Source organism: Thermoactinomyces sp. CICC 10521, assembly GCF_016055135.1.
In the GTDB taxonomy this organism is placed as follows: Bacteria; Bacillota; Bacilli; order Thermoactinomycetales; family Thermoactinomycetaceae; genus Thermoactinomyces_A; species Thermoactinomyces_A daqus.
This window is the reverse complement of record NZ_JAECVZ010000028.1, coordinates 19,644-37,345: the sequence shown is the minus strand read 5'-3', so window position 1 is coordinate 37,345 and position 17,702 is coordinate 19,644. Positions and strand designations below refer to the sequence as shown.

General features: G+C 47.5%; 14 protein-coding genes and 1 riboswitch. Of the genes, 2 read left to right on the top strand and 12 right to left on the bottom strand.

Annotated features, from left to right (window positions below):
* Positions 1 to 540 precede the first annotated feature (540 nt).
* From I8U17_RS14970 to I8U17_RS14915, 12 genes are all read right to left on the bottom strand, one after another.
* A complete protein-coding gene (locus I8U17_RS14970; protein ID WP_198059702.1) occupies positions 541 to 1,299 on the bottom strand; it encodes a hypothetical protein in 759 nt (252 codons plus the stop codon).
* Between the two features lie 13 nt (positions 1,300 to 1,312).
* Positions 1,313 to 2,719 carry a Tle-like phospholipase domain-containing protein gene (locus I8U17_RS14965; protein WP_198059701.1) on the bottom strand — a complete coding sequence of 469 codons (1,407 nt, stop codon included), beginning with the start codon at positions 2,717 to 2,719 and terminating at the stop codon, positions 1,313 to 1,315.
* Positions 2,720 to 2,889: 170 nt separating this feature from the next.
* A complete protein-coding gene (locus I8U17_RS14960; protein ID WP_033100017.1) occupies positions 2,890 to 3,159 on the bottom strand; it encodes a WXG100 family type VII secretion target in 270 nt (89 codons plus the stop codon).
* A 215-nt stretch (positions 3,160 to 3,374) separates the two neighbouring features.
* Positions 3,375 to 7,433, bottom strand: coding sequence for a type VII secretion protein EssC (essC, locus tag I8U17_RS14955; RefSeq protein WP_198059700.1), 4,059 nt, complete (start codon positions 7,431 to 7,433; stop codon positions 3,375 to 3,377).
* Between the two features lie 21 nt (positions 7,434 to 7,454).
* Positions 7,455 to 7,802, bottom strand: coding sequence for an EsaB/YukD family protein (locus tag I8U17_RS14950; protein WP_268745614.1), 348 nt, complete (start codon positions 7,800 to 7,802; stop codon positions 7,455 to 7,457).
* 637 nt (positions 7,803 to 8,439) lie between these two features.
* Positions 8,440 to 8,655 (bottom strand): hypothetical protein, encoded by a 216-nt coding sequence (locus tag I8U17_RS14945; protein ID WP_033100013.1) that lies wholly within the window; start codon positions 8,653 to 8,655, stop codon positions 8,440 to 8,442.
* 149 nt (positions 8,656 to 8,804) lie between these two features.
* Positions 8,805 to 9,803, bottom strand: a complete 999-nt coding sequence (locus tag I8U17_RS14940; RefSeq protein WP_033100012.1) for an extracellular catalytic domain type 1 short-chain-length polyhydroxyalkanoate depolymerase — start codon at positions 9,801 to 9,803, stop codon at positions 8,805 to 8,807.
* 77 nt (positions 9,804 to 9,880) lie between these two features.
* Entirely contained in the window at positions 9,881 to 11,293 is a 1,413-nt protein-coding gene (locus I8U17_RS14935) for a GntP family permease (RefSeq protein ID WP_198059699.1), read from the bottom strand.
* Between the two features lie 247 nt (positions 11,294 to 11,540).
* Complete coding sequence (locus I8U17_RS14930; protein ID WP_198059698.1) at positions 11,541 to 12,959, bottom strand: sigma-54 interaction domain-containing protein; 1,419 nt, start codon at positions 12,957 to 12,959, stop codon at positions 11,541 to 11,543.
* 833 nt (positions 12,960 to 13,792) lie between these two features.
* Positions 13,793 to 14,155, bottom strand: coding sequence for a fluoride efflux transporter CrcB (gene crcB / locus I8U17_RS14925; protein WP_198056467.1), 363 nt, complete (start codon positions 14,153 to 14,155; stop codon positions 13,793 to 13,795).
* Positions 14,152 to 14,562: a fluoride efflux transporter CrcB gene (crcB, locus tag I8U17_RS14920; protein WP_033100008.1), complete on the bottom strand. Its 411-nt coding sequence runs from the start codon at positions 14,560 to 14,562 to the stop codon at positions 14,152 to 14,154. The genes crcB (I8U17_RS14925) and crcB (I8U17_RS14920) overlap by 4 nt, the downstream gene beginning before the upstream one ends.
* A 69-nt stretch (positions 14,563 to 14,631) precedes the next feature.
* A riboswitch (Fluoride riboswitch) is annotated at positions 14,632 to 14,692 on the bottom strand.
* A gap of 146 nt (positions 14,693 to 14,838) precedes the next feature.
* Positions 14,839 to 15,204: a winged helix-turn-helix transcriptional regulator gene (locus I8U17_RS14915; RefSeq protein ID WP_198056468.1), complete on the bottom strand. Its 366-nt coding sequence runs from the start codon at positions 15,202 to 15,204 to the stop codon at positions 14,839 to 14,841.
* Between the two features lie 255 nt (positions 15,205 to 15,459).
* Between I8U17_RS14915 and I8U17_RS14910 the strand changes: the two genes are divergently transcribed.
* A complete protein-coding gene (locus tag I8U17_RS14910; RefSeq protein ID WP_033100007.1) occupies positions 15,460 to 16,674 on the top strand; it encodes an MFS transporter in 1,215 nt (404 codons plus the stop codon).
* Positions 16,675 to 16,702: 28 nt separating this feature from the next.
* Complete coding sequence (locus tag I8U17_RS14905; RefSeq protein WP_033100006.1) at positions 16,703 to 17,677, top strand: LLM class oxidoreductase; 975 nt, start codon at positions 16,703 to 16,705, stop codon at positions 17,675 to 17,677.
* Positions 17,678 to 17,702 lie beyond the last annotated feature (25 nt).

The following is a 17,702-nucleotide window of genomic DNA, read 5'->3' as shown; positions in this document are numbered from 1 at the left end:
GAGTGGAGTTTACGGGGAACCTTCAAAGGCTAAATGAGGCACCGGGGTGGGTCAATTTTAAACCGGCTGAAGTGGGTCAATTTAATCCCGGCGTTGACAATCAGCATATTCCAGATTCGCTGATCGGAATGTGGAAGAACAAATTAATGACGCAAACATATCTTTGTTATTTAAATTCATCCCGTCAAATATACACGCAGTCATATAAGCTTGATCTACTGGGTATTTCGTTAAGTCTATATCGCGAAAGTCTATTTCATCCACGCATAATTTTTTCCTTTTTTCCCAATTGTTTCGATCCATAGTCGATGTGACTCCAACTGATTATCATTTCTTTTTTATTAAGTGTTGGCATTGTTATTCCTCTTTTCTACGGATACCATATAATTCGGGCTGAAATTCCCTCTTTTTCAATCGCCTCTTTTAACTCCATGACATGTTGAGGAATAAGGTCTCTTGTATCAATTTGGAACAAGAAAAAAAGGACAGAACGATTCGAACTGCTCTGTCAATAGTTGTTTTTGTATGAAGAGTCTACTCTTAATGTTTAATCACCGTCTTATATTGATCCAGATTGTTGATATCGATTTTTTGAATATCCCCGGAAATGTTATAACGGTATATCGCATAATTATCAGTGTCTGTTTTTTTTGAGATGGTTTTAAGTTTGTCATCATAGACAAAGATCTCGATAATTACTTCGTTTAAGTTCATTTTTTTAAGCTCGTTTAAAAACTTGGAGATCTCGGCTTGGGACTGCCCATGATGATCATAAATCTCGATCGACAAAGTTAATGTAAAATCCTTATCCCCACCATTTTTTAATACATCATACACGGACGGAATCTCTCCTGTGTAAGTTGTCTTCTTCGTTCCATCTCCGTATACGATATTTTTCATCAATCTGAAATCCATGGTTTCCTTAGCGTATTTTGTGATGCGTGGCTCCAATTCATCTGTCCATAGTTGGGGCACATACGTATCTTGAAAGTCATTTGGGGGATTTCCCGTCACATAGATAATTGTATCTTTTCCGTCTTTAATTTTACCTCGAATGGTATAATCGGCACCAAAAAGATGATCTTTATCAATCTGTTGAACCTCAAAGTTTTTATTATATCTCTTTTGAATGTAATCAATTACTGCTTCCTTTACCTTTTTTTCTTCCGCTTGGGTCATGTAAGACTCATCCTTTGGCAAAAGAGTTTCCTTGCTGCAACCGCTCACCAGGATTGCCAGCATCAGGAGCATAATGATGGCAACAACACCTGATCTCAATCGTCCCCACGGCTTTTTCATGCGTTCACATCCTTTAATTCCTTTTCACGATGTTTCCCTTTTCATCGTAATCTTTTAAAATCGGAGTTTCGACTGCGTTACCTTCATCATCATAACCGGTGAAATTTTTGATACCATGACTTCCGAAGTTCAAACCTAATTGGTTATCCAGTCCTTTGTCTTCTGTTACCTTGCCATTGTCGCTGATTTCATACGTTTTTCCTGGATGGTAACCGAGAGAACCGACCAAATCATGATCATACCGGTAGTTGCGGATCAGCTTATCGTAATTTCCCATTTTTTCATTTACCGCTTCTTTCCGGTTTTCCGGATCCAACATATTCACAGCATGAGAAATACCCGGACCAACCCATCCAAATAGGACGGAAGCATTGAGATTGGGATAAAGATCTTTCCCAGGTGCGTTAAACGTCACAGCAGGTATGCGATATCTCGCTGCGTTATCAAGTGCTAAATATCCTCCCAACGAATGACCGGTTAACACAAATTTATAACCACGATATAACTTATTATGAAGTTGCTTTTCCACAAACTTATGGGCATCAATCGCCTGCGCGTTCAAAGTGTCGTTTCCTAAAGCGATTGGCCCATCTCCAATCAGAAGATCTCTCGCTCCTTCCGCAAGATCATGGGTTTTCAGATGTTCGGGAAACTCTGTTCCACGAAATGCAATTATGATTTCCTTGGTACTAGCATTTCTAAACACATAAGCTTGAAGGCCATTCGGAAGATCAGTTTTTCTAGAATCTAAGACCCAACCACTTTTCATTCTCTGATCTATTAATTGTTGGGTGGCCTTATCACCAACAACTAGATTATCCAAATAAGCCAACTGAGATGCTTGTGCTAATTGCTGATCGCTGACCTTTAATTCATCCAACGTTCCATACGGCGTGCTGTTATCAACCGGGGGATCGGCGATGCTTTTCCCATAGTTGTACGTTTTTTCAAGCCCCGTCCGGCCCCAGTTGAGCAAGGTTTTGCCGAAGTTGACGATCGCGTTGTTCACCGCCCGCTGGAAGCGCATATACAGGCCAAAAACGAAGGCTAAGGTAATCACTGTCGCCATGACGATTCGCGTTGTGGTGGCTTTCACCCAGTTCCACGCCTGGGCTGTCTTTGCCTTCGTCCAGTTCCATGCTGTGACAACCCCTTTTTTGAAGCTGTTCCAGGCGCTGCTGACAGCATGTTTCGTGCCTTCCCAGGCTGAGCTGATCCCGTTTTTGAAACCGTTCCAGGCGTTGGAACAAGCATTTTTGAACGAATTCCACATCCCCGGTTTATTCCCGGAAGATTGGGACTTGGTCACAAGGGACTCTTTGACCGGCGTCGGCCCTGGCTTGACCTGGTCAAAATGGTCATTCACCTGGGGAACGTTGAAACTGCCCCCGCCTGCATAGGCATGACCGCTGTATAACATCCCGGCTCCGACGAGGGAAAGGAGCAGGGCAATGATCCATCGCTGAAATACCGTTCTCATCTCCGTAATGGATTCACCTCTTCACCAGTAATGGAAAAGAAAAAGGGGACAGGCTCGACCAAAGGTCAGTTCTGTCCCACAGAAGTAAGTAGCTGTTTGCAGTTCTCGGGTTAAGCCTGGTCCGTTTGACGGAATTTCGTAGCGATTTGGGTCAATGCTTGGGAAATGTTATCGAGAAGCTGAACGAAGTTTTGCATATTTTTCTTAGCTTCTTGGAAATCTTGGAAGAATTTTTGCTTCGTCATACCATCCCAGTGACCCTCGAGTCCGTTGATACGGGAATCGAGTTGTTGAATGAGTTGTTGGCTTTGTTCCCGTTTAGCTTGGAAATCTTTTGCCACGGCATCGATTTCATCCGGATTAATAAGAATCCGTGCCATTGCAAAACCCCTCTCTAAAAAGGCTTAACTATTACTCTAAAGATTATATATAAAATAGAATCTCTTTGCAATCTTTTCTTTTTTATAATTTTGTCGAAAACGGAAATGTTATTTCAAAACATCAAATTCCTGACAGCGACATGAGGTTTCATCGGCTCCGAATCCGCCTCTCTCCGGGTGAATGGAGTCGGAGCCGATATTTTTTTCAACCGTCTTCAGTTTTTCGTGCTCATCCAGCGTTCCTGTAACGTTCTGATCCAGTCCATCGGGGAAACGTTGGCCGAAAAGGGCACTGCTCCCTTGACCTTCTCATAGCGCCGCTTGGCAAAATACCCTTCGCCCGGACCAAGCGTTTTCTGGATCGCCGGATTGGAGGACCTTGCTTCAGATGACGGGATTTTAAAGAAAGAGAGATCATTGATGTCCAGGCTGGCAAATAAAAAGCCTGTCTCCATCCCTTTCACTTCAGACAGCCAATCGTTGCTGCTGTAGGGGAAATTGGAAGGTGATCCGGCAATCGCCACATAAAAGTTTTTGTTCCGTCCCTGGCTGACAATATTGTTAAGGGAATTTTGCAAGTCATAATTGTTCAGCCGCTTGCTGAAATAATCGGCATCGTCGATAACCAGAAAAATCGCCGGTTCTTTTTCCCCGGTTTCCGTCTGCTCCGCCCATGGAGGAAGTGTTTTGGTCTTTGCCCGCTGGTCCAATATCGGTCCCAGTTTCTCGAGCAACCCGGCCAGTTCGGTTTCATCCGAAGCATATCCTTTCAGGTGCGGAAGGCCCATCAGCGCGGACAAACCGAGCCCGCTCGGCCGGAAGTCGATGACGTAAACCTCCAGCTCGCTTGGCGGATGGAAATAGGCGAGGGACAAGATCCAAGTTTGCAAAAATGAGGTTTTTCCCCCTTCAATTGAGCCGCCGACGACAAAATAAGGGCCGTCTTTCAAATTGACATAGAACGGGGTCAAGTCATCCATCGAGATGGCAACCGGAACCCTCAGCGGCGTCAATTCAGGTTGGTCAGGATCAGCCTCGTGTTTGGCCAGCACTTCTTTCAATTCAATTTCTTTCGGCAGGGATTCGATCGCTTTCGGGTAATTTCCTTGCCACGAATCGGCAAGTGTGCGAATTCTTTGGCGCAACGTGTTGGCCCGTTCGATCTCATCGCTTCCTTCTGAGGCCAAGGCGGTCTGAAACTCCAGCGGCGGCACACTTCCTTTGACAAACCCACGCCCTTCCGGCAAGTTCACCAGCGGCGATCTGAGGCGGCCCACCGCAAAGTAATAGTCTGACGGATCCGCCAGCTCAAACGAAACACCGAGCGAGAAATTGTTTCTTACCCGGTCGTACATGTCGCTGACCTGGTTGGTGGTAACGATAAAGTAAATCCCGAAACTGCCGCCGGCGCGCAGCAACTGCTCCAAATCGGCGTGTTCTTCTTCAAATGTGCTTTTGAAGGTCAGGTATCCATCGATGACCACGATAATCGCGGGCACCGGTTCGGATAAAGACTTGCGGTAGGAGTAAAATGTTTTTGCCCCTGACTGGGCGATTTTCTCCCGCCGACGGTGCATTTCCTTCATCAAAAAGCGGAAGAGTCGTCTCACCCGGTCCGGCTCATCATCCCGAATAATGGCCCCCATGTGCGGAAGCTCATTGAAGTCTCTGAACATATGGCCAAAATCAAGGACGTACATATGTACATCGTCGGGTGAATGATCCAGTGCCAAAGAGAGCAGCAGTGTCTGAACGAAGGTTGTTTTTCCCGTTCCGGGCATCCCGTAGACGGGCAGGTGTCCTTCATTAAGCGGAATATTCAACGGATACTGCGTTTGGTTGGACGGGGAATCCACCAGACCGACCACCGGATCCAGCCAAGCCGCTGACGGCTTCCAAGTTTTTCCGTCCCAGCCTTTCCGCTCCGGAGGCCGGAGTTCGTCCAAAGAGATATGTGTCGGCAGCGGCGGAAGCCAGGGCCCCTGCAATGTCTCTATCCCCAATGCTTTTGCTTCCCGGTTCAGATAATCGACCAGGACATCCAATTGTTTTTTGCTCCGTCCCTTCTGCTTCTTGGCCGTCGAGATCACGGGCGAAGAGCGGTTAATGCGACGCCCTGTCAGCGTCACCTCACTGATCACTGCTTCTTGTACCGTTTCAGTTTCCGGACGGTAAGGCGCACCGCTCCAGGCGAACTGGACAAGTTCCAGCAACTCGTTGCTCCCCACCTGGAAATAGCCCCGTCCTGGCGTCGTAATCCAGGAAGCATCCGGGATTTTGATCATTTCCTTACTGTCCGCTTCTTCCTGTACGCGCAAACAGATGCGAAAACGGGAGTTACTCCAGATTTTATCGTCGACAACGCCGCTCGGTTTCTGCGTGGCCAGAATCAGGTGAACTCCCAGCGTCCTTCCTTTGGCGGCAATGGAGATCAATTCATTCATGAACTCGGGTTGCTCTTTTTTCAACTCCGCAAACTCGTCGATGATAATCACCAGATGCGGGAGCGGATTCTTTTCTCTCATCGGCGATTGGAAATATTCATCGATATGTTGAAGATTTCCCGCATCCTTAAACAGTTTCTCACGCCTCATCAATTCAGCTCTCAAAGAGATTTTCGCTCTTTCGATCAGGTTCCCGTCCAGGTTGGTGATTGAACCGACCAGATGCGGTAAATGCTCAAAGGTGTTCGACATTCCTCCCCCTTTATAGTCGATGAGCAGGAATACGATATCGTGCGGATGGTAGTTGAGCGCCAGCGAAGCGATCAAAGCCTGAATCACTTCACTTTTCCCCGAACCCGTCGTTCCTGCGATCAATCCGTGGGGGCCATGTCCCTTTCGTTCAATTTTATCGTGAATATTTAAGTATACGCGCTTGCCGCCCGTTCCCATCCCGACGGAAACAGGCAATGTATTGGGGTAGCGGTTTTGCTCCCAACGCCGTGTGACATCCAGATCATCCAGATTCTTCGCTTCCACCAAATCAAACAGCGTGAGCATTTGCGGGATCTGCCGCGATTTATTGGCTTTCAAACGAACCGGCGCAAGGGAACGGGCCGTTTGATCCGCCACTTCAACGGAGACAAAATCGGGCTGAAAGGTATATTCCCAGTCCTCCCCGGTTTGCAGATAATTGGTTTCCTGCAATGTCCCGTGATTGCGATGAACTTCCAGAATGGCGTGGCATTCCATTGGCAGCGTGTTTTTTGATTCTGACAGAAGCAGGGTGCGGGCGCCCACTTTTCCGCCTTCTTTCAGCAGCATGGGCACAATGACTTCTTCCTCGATCAGACTGGGGTCTGAGATGATAAACACATAAAAAGGAACTTGCGGCTCGTTCGCGAGTCCGGGCCGGCGACTCTGCCTGCGGCGGTTCAGAATCTCGTATAAATGGTCGGTCAACTCCCGGGCATCCCGCGGATTGGTCGCCAGAAATCTCCGCTTCCGCTGGTCATCCCATACATGCGGCAACCAGCGGATCCAATTCCACTGATCCGCTTCATCTTCCGAATAAAAGGAAACGATTTTTACTTCATCCGGCGAGTGATGCGTCACCAGTTGGAGCACCAGGCTGCGGATCGCATTGAGCATCGAGGCTCGGTCGCCGACCACTCCCACGACATGCGCCTTGTTCAGCGGGAGCGAAACGGGCACATCCGAAACCTTCGAAAACTCCCGGGCGAGCTGTTTCGCCTCTTTAATCAAGGGGTCCTGGTCGTACTCTTCCTGATCGGGCGTCTCAATCGTGATCGTGGAAGGTTGTTCACCATTTCCCAAGCGCAGGGACAAAAAGTCGGCATCAAAGGGAGAACGCTCCCACAACGAGCTGACCCGTGTTTGAATCCGCCGCATGCATTGCATCGGAGCCGGATTCCATTCCTTCAGCAAGGCAGCCTGACGGTCCACCAGTATTTGCAGCTCTTCCCGGTGTTTTTTCAGGCTTTCCCTGTATGTAGCCGTCCTCTGGGCCAGTGCTCGCTTATATTTCCTTTTATTCGACAGGTATACGAAAAAAGGAATCGTGTAAGATACCGTCATCATTGAAGTTGAAACCATTTGAAAAACTAAAAAGTTCGGGTTGGAATAACCATTGCCGGACGAACTCATATAAAGATAAAGACCGATGGTTCCCAAAGTCATAACAAGCGGAATGATCAAGGAAGAATATGAGAAAGACGGCCGCTGGGGCTTTTTTGGAGGTTGGCGAATCTCTACCACAGTACGCGGCAAATCCTGTTTCATCCGTGGTGATCTTTGAAAAAGAATGTTCAAGCGACTTCCCCCCTTTGCTCTTTAATAATCGGTCCGAAATGCTTCAAGCGAACCGATGATTCTTTGTTTTCTCATTTGTTCCAGCTGTTGTTGCCGGATCAATTGCAGCTCATTTTCCGGTTGAATTCGGAACCGCAGATAAGCGCCATCCATAACCTTGTAGTCATCCAGCGATTTCGTCTCGTCGAGCTTCCGCCAATCACCGGTTTCGGCTCTGACTTCCAGAATCTGCTTTCCGTCTTCCATCTCCTGCATTTCGTTTTTGACAGCATCGGCCAGCATGGGAATCAATTTGGAAACAGGCAGTTCAGATGGAAGTTCAAGATCAAGCCAATGCTGGTTGCCGGCTCCCATGAAGACCGTTACGATTACCCCAAATGAGACTCCTCCTTTCCAAGATCGATTGAACTTCCGGAGTGGGAATAAATAAACCTTTCGTTCGGTTATTTATTGTTTTAATATTATAGCGTAACTCCCCTCCGGACAAAGATGACTATTTATCAAAAAGACGACAAAAAACGGAAGAGTGAACTATCCGGTCACCCTGTATCCCATCCAATATTTGGTCATCCACCCCCTTGACTTTCCGTAATAATTTTATCACAAATCTTTTAAAATAGGTTCGATTTTATCATGTCACGAATTTTGATCAATTGCGTCTGCAATAAGAGAACCACCTCAAATCTCTCGGATAAGCGGAGATCATTCTGAGAAAAAAGAGAGGCCGAAACGTGCTTTTCACCCCCTTTTCCTCTTCCGGCCGATCAGTGGACAACCGCTGCTTTTTCTTGTTGTAAAGACGGATCCGGCTTGTCCGGTAAATTTTAAGTTTATGATCATCATTAAAAACGATAACGATCACCGGATGATATGTTTTCTTGGTGGATGGACTGTGTACGGCCGCATGCAATCTTCGGCAAAAAGGCACTTCGCAGGGAAAGATGAACACCTTATTCCGCGAAGTGCCTCTCTCTTTTAGAAGCTTCGCAGTGTTGACCGGAAGCCCTTACTTGGATTTCAATGAATTTTTGCAGGGAACAAACCTCCTGCAAGCCTCAGCGCGATTGATATTTCTAATGGCCCGGCCGATGAGTACAAGCGCGTCACCAATCTCGTTTTCTGCACTTTCAAATCGGTTCGCCGCTAAAAAATTCATCGCATCGCCCAGTTCCTTGATTGCAGCCCGCAGCTCATGGAGAGCACGAATTTTGGAACTCCCCATTTAAAATCCCCCTTTGTAAACAAGTAGTTTTTATCTCTCTATTAATAAATGCAATTGATAGAATCATTGAACCTGTTAAAAGAACCAATTTATCCAAAAACAAATAAGAGCCACCCCCTCTTACAGGAAGCGACTCTCATTTCTTTCATTTACTTGGGATGACTGTCAAAGAAATTCCAGATGATCGAGCTGGCTTTCGGCCCTGTCGGATCCGTATAGGTCCCGGCAGCGCTGCCCCCCGACCAGGCATGTCCCATTCCATTCACCATGATTTTTTCCATTACAACCGTTCCGTTCTGATCCTTGTAAAGGGAGTCTGTATAAGTTCTCCCGTTTGGCACGGACCGGTATGAAGTGACATCCGCCTGATCATCAATGTTGTTGTTATCCATTCCGTCGCTGGCCCGATCATTGGTTTGCGCCCATTGGGAGATAATCTGATTTCCATTGACGGGATTAACCGTGTAGTCGGCTGTCCCGTGAAAAACAATGGTTGGCACGACGCGCGCATATCCCCCCATCGCCTGATAAGCCAAATTCCCCTGTTGTACCGGGTCAGGCCCGCCATACAGCATGGCTGTCCCGGAGTATAACACGGAGGTCGCAGCCTTGTATTCCAGACCGGAACCAACACCAATCGCGGCAAAAACATCCGGGTAAGCCGCTCCCAAAATCACACTCATGGCTCCACCGGCAGACAAACCGGCCACATAAACACGCCGGCTGTCCACCGGATAATTGCTCTTGATCTTGTTGACCACTCCCACAATCGAGGCTGGTTCTCCCCGCCCCCGCGACTGATTGGACGAATCAAACCAATTCCAACATTTACTCAGATTCGCCGAAACGGGTTGTTCGGGATAGACCACAAAAAAGCGGTTCTGTTCGGCATACGCATTCATTTCCGTGCCCGCGGCAAAATCATCCGGGCTTTGCGTACAACCATGAAGCATCACGACAAGCGGCAAAGGAGTGGTGCCATCATAACCGGAGGGAATATACAATTTGTAAACACGTCCGTCAGGGGCCGTATCACGAATAAATTGCCCGGCGGAAAAAGCGGTTTTGGCAAATGTCGGGCCTCCCATCAAGACCGTCAACACCAGCAAAAGGAATACCCGGCGGAAAAAACGGTGTTTCTTTTCCATCTTGATCCTCCCCGAATTCAAAATTGACGCCAGATCACACCACCAACGAACAAAGCCCGTCCACCGCTTGCAAAATGTCAAACCAGTCCGGTCATCATGGAAAACACAATCACAACAGGAACCACCAACGTTTTGATTACCGTAACGGCAAAAATATCAGGGTAGGACTGGCGATGGGTTAACCCGCAGATCGCAAGCAATGTAATGACTGCACCGTTATGCGGCAATGAATCCATTCCGCCTGCGGCCATCGAGGCGATCCGGTGCAACAACTCCGGATCGATGCCGGCACTTTGGGCCCAGGCGAGATACTTTGCCCCCATCGTATCCAAGGCAATACTCATACCGCCCGATGCGGAACCGGTGATCCCCGCGAGTACATTGATCGACAACGCTTCTGAAATCAGCGGGCTGGTTTTCATCGTCAACAGAAAATCGGCCAACGACTTAAACCCAGGAAGGGAGGCGATCACATTGCCAAACCCGACTTCTGACGCCGTATTCATAATAGCCAGAAGAGAACCGGTTGCACCTGCCGTCAATGTCCTGGACAATCCGGGTTTCACAAGAACCTTGTCGGCCCCGACAGCAGATTTTCTCCGGTAATACCATTGCAGGACGATGGCAAAAGCGATGCCAAAAACCAGGGCAAGGATGAGAGCCCATACTCCCAATACCTGATCAATGTCCAATCCTTCATATTGTTTCAATAAAGTTTCCGGATACCATCCCGGCAATACAACATAAGTGAACAGCGCATTTCCTCCCAAAACCAAAATGAGCGGAATAACTGACAACCAGATGGCGGGAAGATTTTCATCCTCTGCTATTGCCGGCTCGTTCAACGTATGGTCACCATAGCCCTCACCGTTGGACATCAGTTTATTCTTCCGACGATGCAACCACCACAAGCCAATGACGGCGATCAGGAAAGCTCCTGTGATTCCGGTAATCGGGGCGGCAAAGGAAGTTGTCTTGAAATAAGATGTCGGTATAATATTTTGAATTTGAGGAGTGCCCGGAAGAGAATCCATTGTAAAAGTGAATGACCCCAACGTAATCGCAGCCGGAATCAAGCGTTTGGGAATGTCCGCCTCCCGAAACAGCGCGGCGGCAAACGGATAAACCGCAAAGGCGACGACAAACAAACTGACTCCGCCATATGTGAGAACTGCACAGGTTAAGACAACCGCCAAAATCGCCTGCCTGCCCCCAAAGCGGCGTGTTAATCCGCGAGCGATGGAACAGGCGGCCCCACTGTCATCCATGACCTTCCCGAAAATCGCCCCGAGGAGAAAAATGGGAAAATAGAGTTTTACATAAGCAACGGCTTTCACCATAAACACTTCCGTATAGGTCGGCAAAAGCGGGAGTCCGGATAATACAGCTGCCAACACAGCCAGCACGGGTGCAAATAAAATTACCGGATAGCCCCTGTACGCCAACAGCATGAGCAATCCAAGAGCCAGGAAAATTACCAACACTGCCATATCCTTTACCTCCTTCGATCCTGTCGAAGAATCCATTGAACTCCCTTGCTCATTTGCCATGCAATTTTGTTGCCAATCGTGAAAACCGTATATTTCGTCATTTTTTGTACACATTTTTGGAAAGATACCGCACCTGTTTCAGGCAAACTGCTTGCCTGATATCATCTCCCGCGTCCGAATTTTTGCACATCATTCCGGATTTGTGGAATGGGAACGCCAAAAAAATCACAAGGTCGGTAAAATTGGTTCAATCCATCGGTCTGATCTCAATCTTGTATTTTTTCACTTTTTGATAGAAACTCGATTTACTGATTCCCAACAGCCGGATCGCCCGGGCTCTGTCGCCGTTTGTCATTTTCAGCACTTGCCTGATCGTTTCTCTCTCGGTTTCTTCAATCGCATTTGCCAGCAGAAAACAGGGCCGCTCTCCCGTGCTTTCTTCAAAGAGGCGCACAGGCAAATGGCTCAACCGGATCATATCCTCCCTTTTCACATGAAGGGCCCGTTCCAGTACATTTTTCAATTCCCGGACATTTCCGGGCCAATGGTAGCGAATGAACACATCCAACACTTCTTGTTCCATCCCTGCTGCATACATGCCGGTCTCCTGAGATAACATTTGCAAAAGATGGCGCGCCAAAACGGGAATATCCTCCACCCTTTCCCGTAAAGGGGGAATATGAAGGGAAACCACATGAAGCCGGTAAAACAAATCCTGCCGAAACTCCCCGTTTTTCACCATCGACTCCAAATTCCGGTTACTGGCGGCAATGATCCGCACGTCCACTTTCATTGGATGCATGGCACCGATCCGCTCAATTTCCCTTTCCTGTAACACCCTCAATAACTTTGCCTGCATGACGGGGGAAAGCTCGCCGATCTCATCCAGAAAAATAGTCCCTTTGTGAGCGATTTCAAATTTCCCTTTTCTTCCCCCTTTCAATGCACCGGTAAAGGCGCCTTCTTCATAGCCGAACAGAATGGATTCCATCAGGGTGTCGGGAATCGCCGCACAATTGACCCTCACAAACGGGCCAAACTTCCGGTGGCTGTAATTATGAATCGCATGAGCAAACAGTTCTTTTCCGGTTCCGCTCTCTCCGCTGATCAATATGGTTGTATCACTTAAAGCCACCCGCTTGGCAATTTCCTTTACTTCCAAGATGTTCCGGCTGATCCCGATAATATCTTCAAAGCGATATTTGGCTCCCAGATTTTTCAGCAGTTCACCCTGATAATAATCGAGTTCTTTCTGCAACTGAATGACACGCGCCGATAGCGTATGCAATTCGCGCACATTTTGAAACATCACTTTTCCAACGACCGCAATTACTGTTCCGTCCTGGATAATGGGAATCCGATGGGCGATCATATTCCCGCCTTTGATCCGATGAACTTGTGCAAGTTCAGGTGTCTTGGTTTTGGCCACGATATGCATCCGGGTATTTTCTATCACTTCCGTGTAGTGTTTTCCAATCGCTTCGTCGACGTCGACTCCGAGAAAATCGGCATAAGTCCGGTTAAGCATAGTGATAAATCCATCTGGATCAGTAATGACAATCCCTTCGTACGCGCTGTCAAAAGCCTTCAGGATCAGATCTTTTGTCCGGCAACAGTCCCGGTATGATTCCGATAATTTTTTATATTCAGATTCTATATTTTGCATTTGAGTCGCCTCCTTTGGTTATTTTACCATGTTTGAAAGCATATTCTTATAATTTACTTATAATTCAATTTAATAAATATATAACATACCGATCTGCCATCCACAAAAAAAGGCTCATACTTTGCACTGAACGCAAAGCATGAACCCTTTTACTGACATGTATGATTAAATTCCAAATCGATCGCCGGACTGTCAAGGCTCTCGCTGCCTTTGACCGGAAGCAAGAGCCCTGACCTTCAATCCTGAATTCAGGTCAAATGACTTGGTTCCAATGCAGATGAGCGGTCATACGATATCACCGTATCACAAGACGAAAGGAGTGAAAGAAATGAAACGCGCAAAGCCTCCTGATGAGTTGTCCCAATCCCCACGGCCTGACCAGATCTCTCCATTCCAAGCAATCCGCGTTCCGGCGACCGGCAAAAAGAACGCGAATTTTGGGGTGACAATCGGTTTAAATTCACCGCTGCCGAAAAAAAGGTCGAATGGGTGCATTTCTTACGGGCCGGTTTCCATCTTCCTCAAGGGATTTCATCACTTTTCATTTAGAACCCAAATCCTCCGCCGACAAAGACGAAGATGGTCGCAATCACAAGGAGGAAGATTAACAGACTTCTCCAACCGAACCCAAAACCGCCATAACCGAATCCCATTTTTCCACCTCCCCCAATTCAAAGTCTGTATATCCTATTCGGGGTTGAACAAGGGGAAAGTGCTTTTATCCTGCTGCAAAAAATTTTGGACTGGGATCTTCCCGGCCTGCTTCAATCTGACTCAGATCCTTCAAGGTCAGGCGGTCGAAAATGCATCTCCGTATTTTCCGGCATCGTAATTCAACCTTTCATCCAAACGCCCGAACAATACCCGGTGAAGGCGGACAAAATTCCCAAGAGATAACTGAGCCCGAGATACAGAAAAAATTTTTTCTTTTCTTGTTTGGCAACCATTTGCACACTTTCCCATTTCAATGTCGAAAAGGTGGTAAAAGCCCCCATGAAACCCGTACCAAAGAGGAGTTTCCAGGTTTCATTCAGCTCATGTCCCGTGATCCATCCCAGCAAAAAGGAACCGAGAAGATTGACCGTAATCGTGCCAACCGGAAACGAAGAATAACGGCGTGATATCCACCCGCTTAACAGAAAACGGCAAATGGCTCCCAAAAAACCTCCAATCACGACGAAAATGGAAGATATCACGATCTGGGCACCACCTCTGGTTCTTTCTCTCTTTCAGCAAGGTTTTTCCCGATTCGCCAGCCGCTCCAGGAGAAGAAAAGGCCGCCCACCAAGCTAAGCCACAAATAGGACAGAGCCATGATCCAAGCGTGATGTTGCATGAACGTGAGAAGTTCAACATTGAAAGTCGAGAACGTGGTAAACGAACCGATAAACCCTGTTGTGATCCCTGTTTTCAGCCAGGATGGCATCTTCGGAAAACGGGTGAACCATACCGAAAACACGCTCAGTAAAAACGAACCGGCCAAATTGATGAACAACGTTCCCAACGGAAACCCCCAGATCCACGCAGTCGGAATCCAGATTCCAAGCCAGTACCGGAGCAAGGCTCCCAGCATTCCCGTTGCCCCGATCGCTAGATAAACCATTCTCTTTCCCTCCCCGACATGTTTATGATCCCAAACTTTCCCGAAAAAAACAGACTCCTACCAGTATCCACACCGGTAGGAGTCATCAGCCTGATCGGCAATTATGGCGAACTCCATCGCCTATGTCATGAATTGGTTTTATTTTATCACACAGAACACCAAATGGTAAGATCCGCTTCAGGCTGAAACATCAAATTCGATCAGCAACTGCAACAAAAACCCCCGTGTTGCCGGGGGTTGATTTATGAAAACAAACGCGGGGCCGATCTCCCATCCTTACACAGAAGTATTGGAATGACTTGCCTCCGTTTTTTTCTTCTCTTTGCATTTTATATATTCTTCTCCCCATGCACACATTTGATCCAGCACAGGCTTCAGCGACCACCCAAATTCATTCAGTTCATAAACCACTTTGGGGGGAACCTGGTTAAAGACAATACGGTTAATCACACCATCTTCTTCCAATTCACGCAGTTGTTGGGTCAACATTTTTTGCGTAATATTGGGCATGGCTTTTTTCAATTCACTCGTCCGCATCGGTCCATGGGTCAAATGGCACAGGATGACTGTTTTCCATTTTCCGCCGATCACTTCCAATGTGGCTTCAACCGGAATGTTATAGAATTTGTCTTCCTTTTTCATTGTGTTTCCCCCTTTTGCTTTCAGAATCAGATGGTTTAGTTCCAATATTACTCACAGGTATCTATATCACTTTCAGGTATCTATATTACCCGCAAGTACCTATATTACTTCAAAGTACGTACTTCCAAAATACAAGTATATGTTACATAATAAGTGCCATGGTTGTCGAGTAGATTTTTTCCAGCTTCCAAATTTGAAAATCCTAACACCTTTTTATCCCATCAATATATCCAAATTAAGCACGGAGGTATTTCTATGACCACGCATACTTTATCTCGTGGCAAAAGCAGCAGCAGGCAACGACAAAGCTTGCTTCCGTTGCTTGCCTTGGCCATCAGCGCTTTTGCCATCGGAACAACAGAATTCATCAGTGTAGGCTTGTTGCCGCCGATTTCAAAAGATCTGCATGTTCCGGTTACAACGGCCGGCCTCACTGTTTCCCTTTATGCCCTGGGAGTGGCTTTCGGAGCACCGATATTAACCTCCCTCACTTCGGCAATGTCAAGAAAAACACTGCTAATCTCGATCATGATCTTATTTGTGATCGGGAACACTCTGGCAGCCACAGCCGCAAACTTCGGCGTTTTGCTTATTGCCAGGGTGATTGCATCCTTTACTCATGGCGTATTTATGTCAATCGGTTCAACCATTGCCGCCGACTTGGTATCAGAGGACCGGCGTGCGAGCGCCATTGCGTTTATGTTCACCGGACTGACGGTCGCCACTGTGACAGGAGTTCCGTTTGGAACCTTTATCGGCCAAACCTTCAGCTGGCGGATCTCCTTTGCAGGAATTGCCATAATCGGACTGATTGCTCTCATTGCCAATGCGATCCTGATTCCTGGCCATCTTCGTCCGGGAACCAAAACAACCTTCCGTGATCAATTGAAACTGGTCACAAATGGCCGGCTGCTCCTTGTCTTTGTCATCACGGCTTTGGGTTATGGAGGAACCTTTGTTTCCTTCACTTATCTTTCTCCATTGTTGCAGGAAATCACGGGCTTTCACGCAAATACGGTCAGCATCATTTTGCTTGTCTACGGAGTCGCGATTGCGATCGGAAACATCATCGGCGGCAAACTGTCAAATCATAATCCTGTCAAAGCCCTGTTTTATATGTTCATGATCCAAACACTCGTGCTGTTTGCCCTGACTTTTACTGCACCTTTTAAAATAACGGGACTCATTACGATCATATTCATGGGACTGTTCGCTTTTATGAACGTTCCCGGACTCCAGCTTTATGTTGTTCAACTGGCTGAAAAATACGTTCCTTCCGCAGTGGACGTGGCTTCATCAATCAATATCGCGGCCTTTAATGCGGGAATCGCGATCGGCTCCTGGCTGGGAGGAATCGTTACCAGTTCAATGGGGTTGATTCATACTTCCTGGGTCGGTGCAGCCATGGTCGCAGGAGCCGTGATCCTGACTGGTTGGAGCATGGCTTTGGAACGAAAAAAACAGGCTTGACATCATGACCGGGAAAGGAGGTGTTAATATGGGTTTTTCTGCATTGCGGAAAATGATTCCCGCCAATCGCTTAACACTTGGCGTTGAGCTTCCCTTGGATACCGATTGGTCCCCGGAAGGGCTCAAACAGGCGAAAAAAGAAGGACGTCCCTTTGGCGTCCCGAATATGGAAAGACACGCGGAATTTGCCCGCCTGGTGGACCGGCTCGGTTTCAAATCCATGTGGATCAGGGATGTTCCTTTTTTCGATCCCCACCGTTTCGGTGATGCAGCTCAACTGTTTGATCCCTTTGCATATTTGGGGTATTTGGCAGCCATCACGCATGATGTGATTTTGGCGACCGGAGCGATTGTCCTCCCGTTGCGGCATCCCTATCACGTAGCCAAAGCCGCAGCCACAGTCGACCAGCTCTCCGGCGGACGGTTCGTGATGGGAATCGCAACGGGGGATCGCCCTGTGGAATTCCCGATTTTCGGAGTGGATGCCGATCAAAAAGGAGCCATTCTGCGGGAACATGTAGAGTTAATCAAGGAAGCCTGGAACAAAGACCACATGTTGTTTGACAACCAACTTGATCTTCTCCCCAAGCCGGTTCAGCCTGAAATTCCAATCGTCATGGCAGGCCGGGGAACACAGACGCTGGAATGGATTGTTCAGCATTTGGATGGCTGGTTCAATTATCCCAGAGGAGTCGCCTCGACAGAACTTCAGATCGAGGAGTGGGAAAAAGTGCATGAAAAGCTCGGGATAACTGAACGCAAGCCCTATATTTCAGCATATCATTTAGATCTTCATGAACATCCCTACCACCCGGCCAAACCGTTTAAATTCGGAGCCACAATCGGACGAAATGAATTGATCCGGCATCTAAAAAGACTGGAGGAGATCGGAGTCAATCATATCGCTTTGCATTTTCGTCACTCACAGCGTCCGATCCCGGAAGTGCTCCATGAGTTGGCAGAATATGTTTTGCCTGAGTTTAACCATACCGGAAACGATTGAATGAATGTTTGAAAACGCCTTGTAA

Excerpts from the sequence above, each read along its gene's own strand:
- I8U17_RS14905 (WP_033100006.1), top strand. The coding sequence starts at position 16,703 with ATGGGTTTTTCTGCATTGCGGAAAATGATTCCCGCCAATCGCTTAACA.
- crcB (WP_033100008.1), bottom strand. The coding sequence starts at position 14,562 with ATGGTTTATCTAGCGATCGGGGCAACGGGAATGCTGGGAGCCTTGCTC.
- I8U17_RS14960 (WP_033100017.1), bottom strand. The coding sequence starts at position 3,159 with ATGGCACGGATTCTTATTAATCCGGATGAAATCGATGCCGTGGCAAAA.
- I8U17_RS14940 (WP_033100012.1), bottom strand. The coding sequence starts at position 9,803 with ATGGAAAAGAAACACCGTTTTTTCCGCCGGGTATTCCTTTTGCTGGTG.
- I8U17_RS14915 (WP_198056468.1), bottom strand. The coding sequence starts at position 15,204 with ATGAAAAAGGAAGACAAATTCTATAACATTCCGGTTGAAGCCACATTG.
- I8U17_RS14945 (WP_033100013.1), bottom strand. The coding sequence starts at position 8,655 with ATGGGGAGTTCCAAAATTCGTGCTCTCCATGAGCTGCGGGCTGCAATC.
- I8U17_RS14935 (WP_198059699.1), bottom strand. The coding sequence starts at position 11,293 with ATGGCAGTGTTGGTAATTTTCCTGGCTCTTGGATTGCTCATGCTGTTG.
- I8U17_RS14910 (WP_033100007.1), top strand. The coding sequence starts at position 15,460 with ATGACCACGCATACTTTATCTCGTGGCAAAAGCAGCAGCAGGCAACGA.
- I8U17_RS14965 (WP_198059701.1), bottom strand. The coding sequence starts at position 2,719 with ATGTTATACAGCGGTCATGCCTATGCAGGCGGGGGCAGTTTCAACGTT.
- I8U17_RS14930 (WP_198059698.1), bottom strand. The coding sequence starts at position 12,959 with ATGCAAAATATAGAATCTGAATATAAAAAATTATCGGAATCATACCGG.
- I8U17_RS14970 (WP_198059702.1), bottom strand. The coding sequence starts at position 1,299 with ATGAAAAAGCCGTGGGGACGATTGAGATCAGGTGTTGTTGCCATCATT.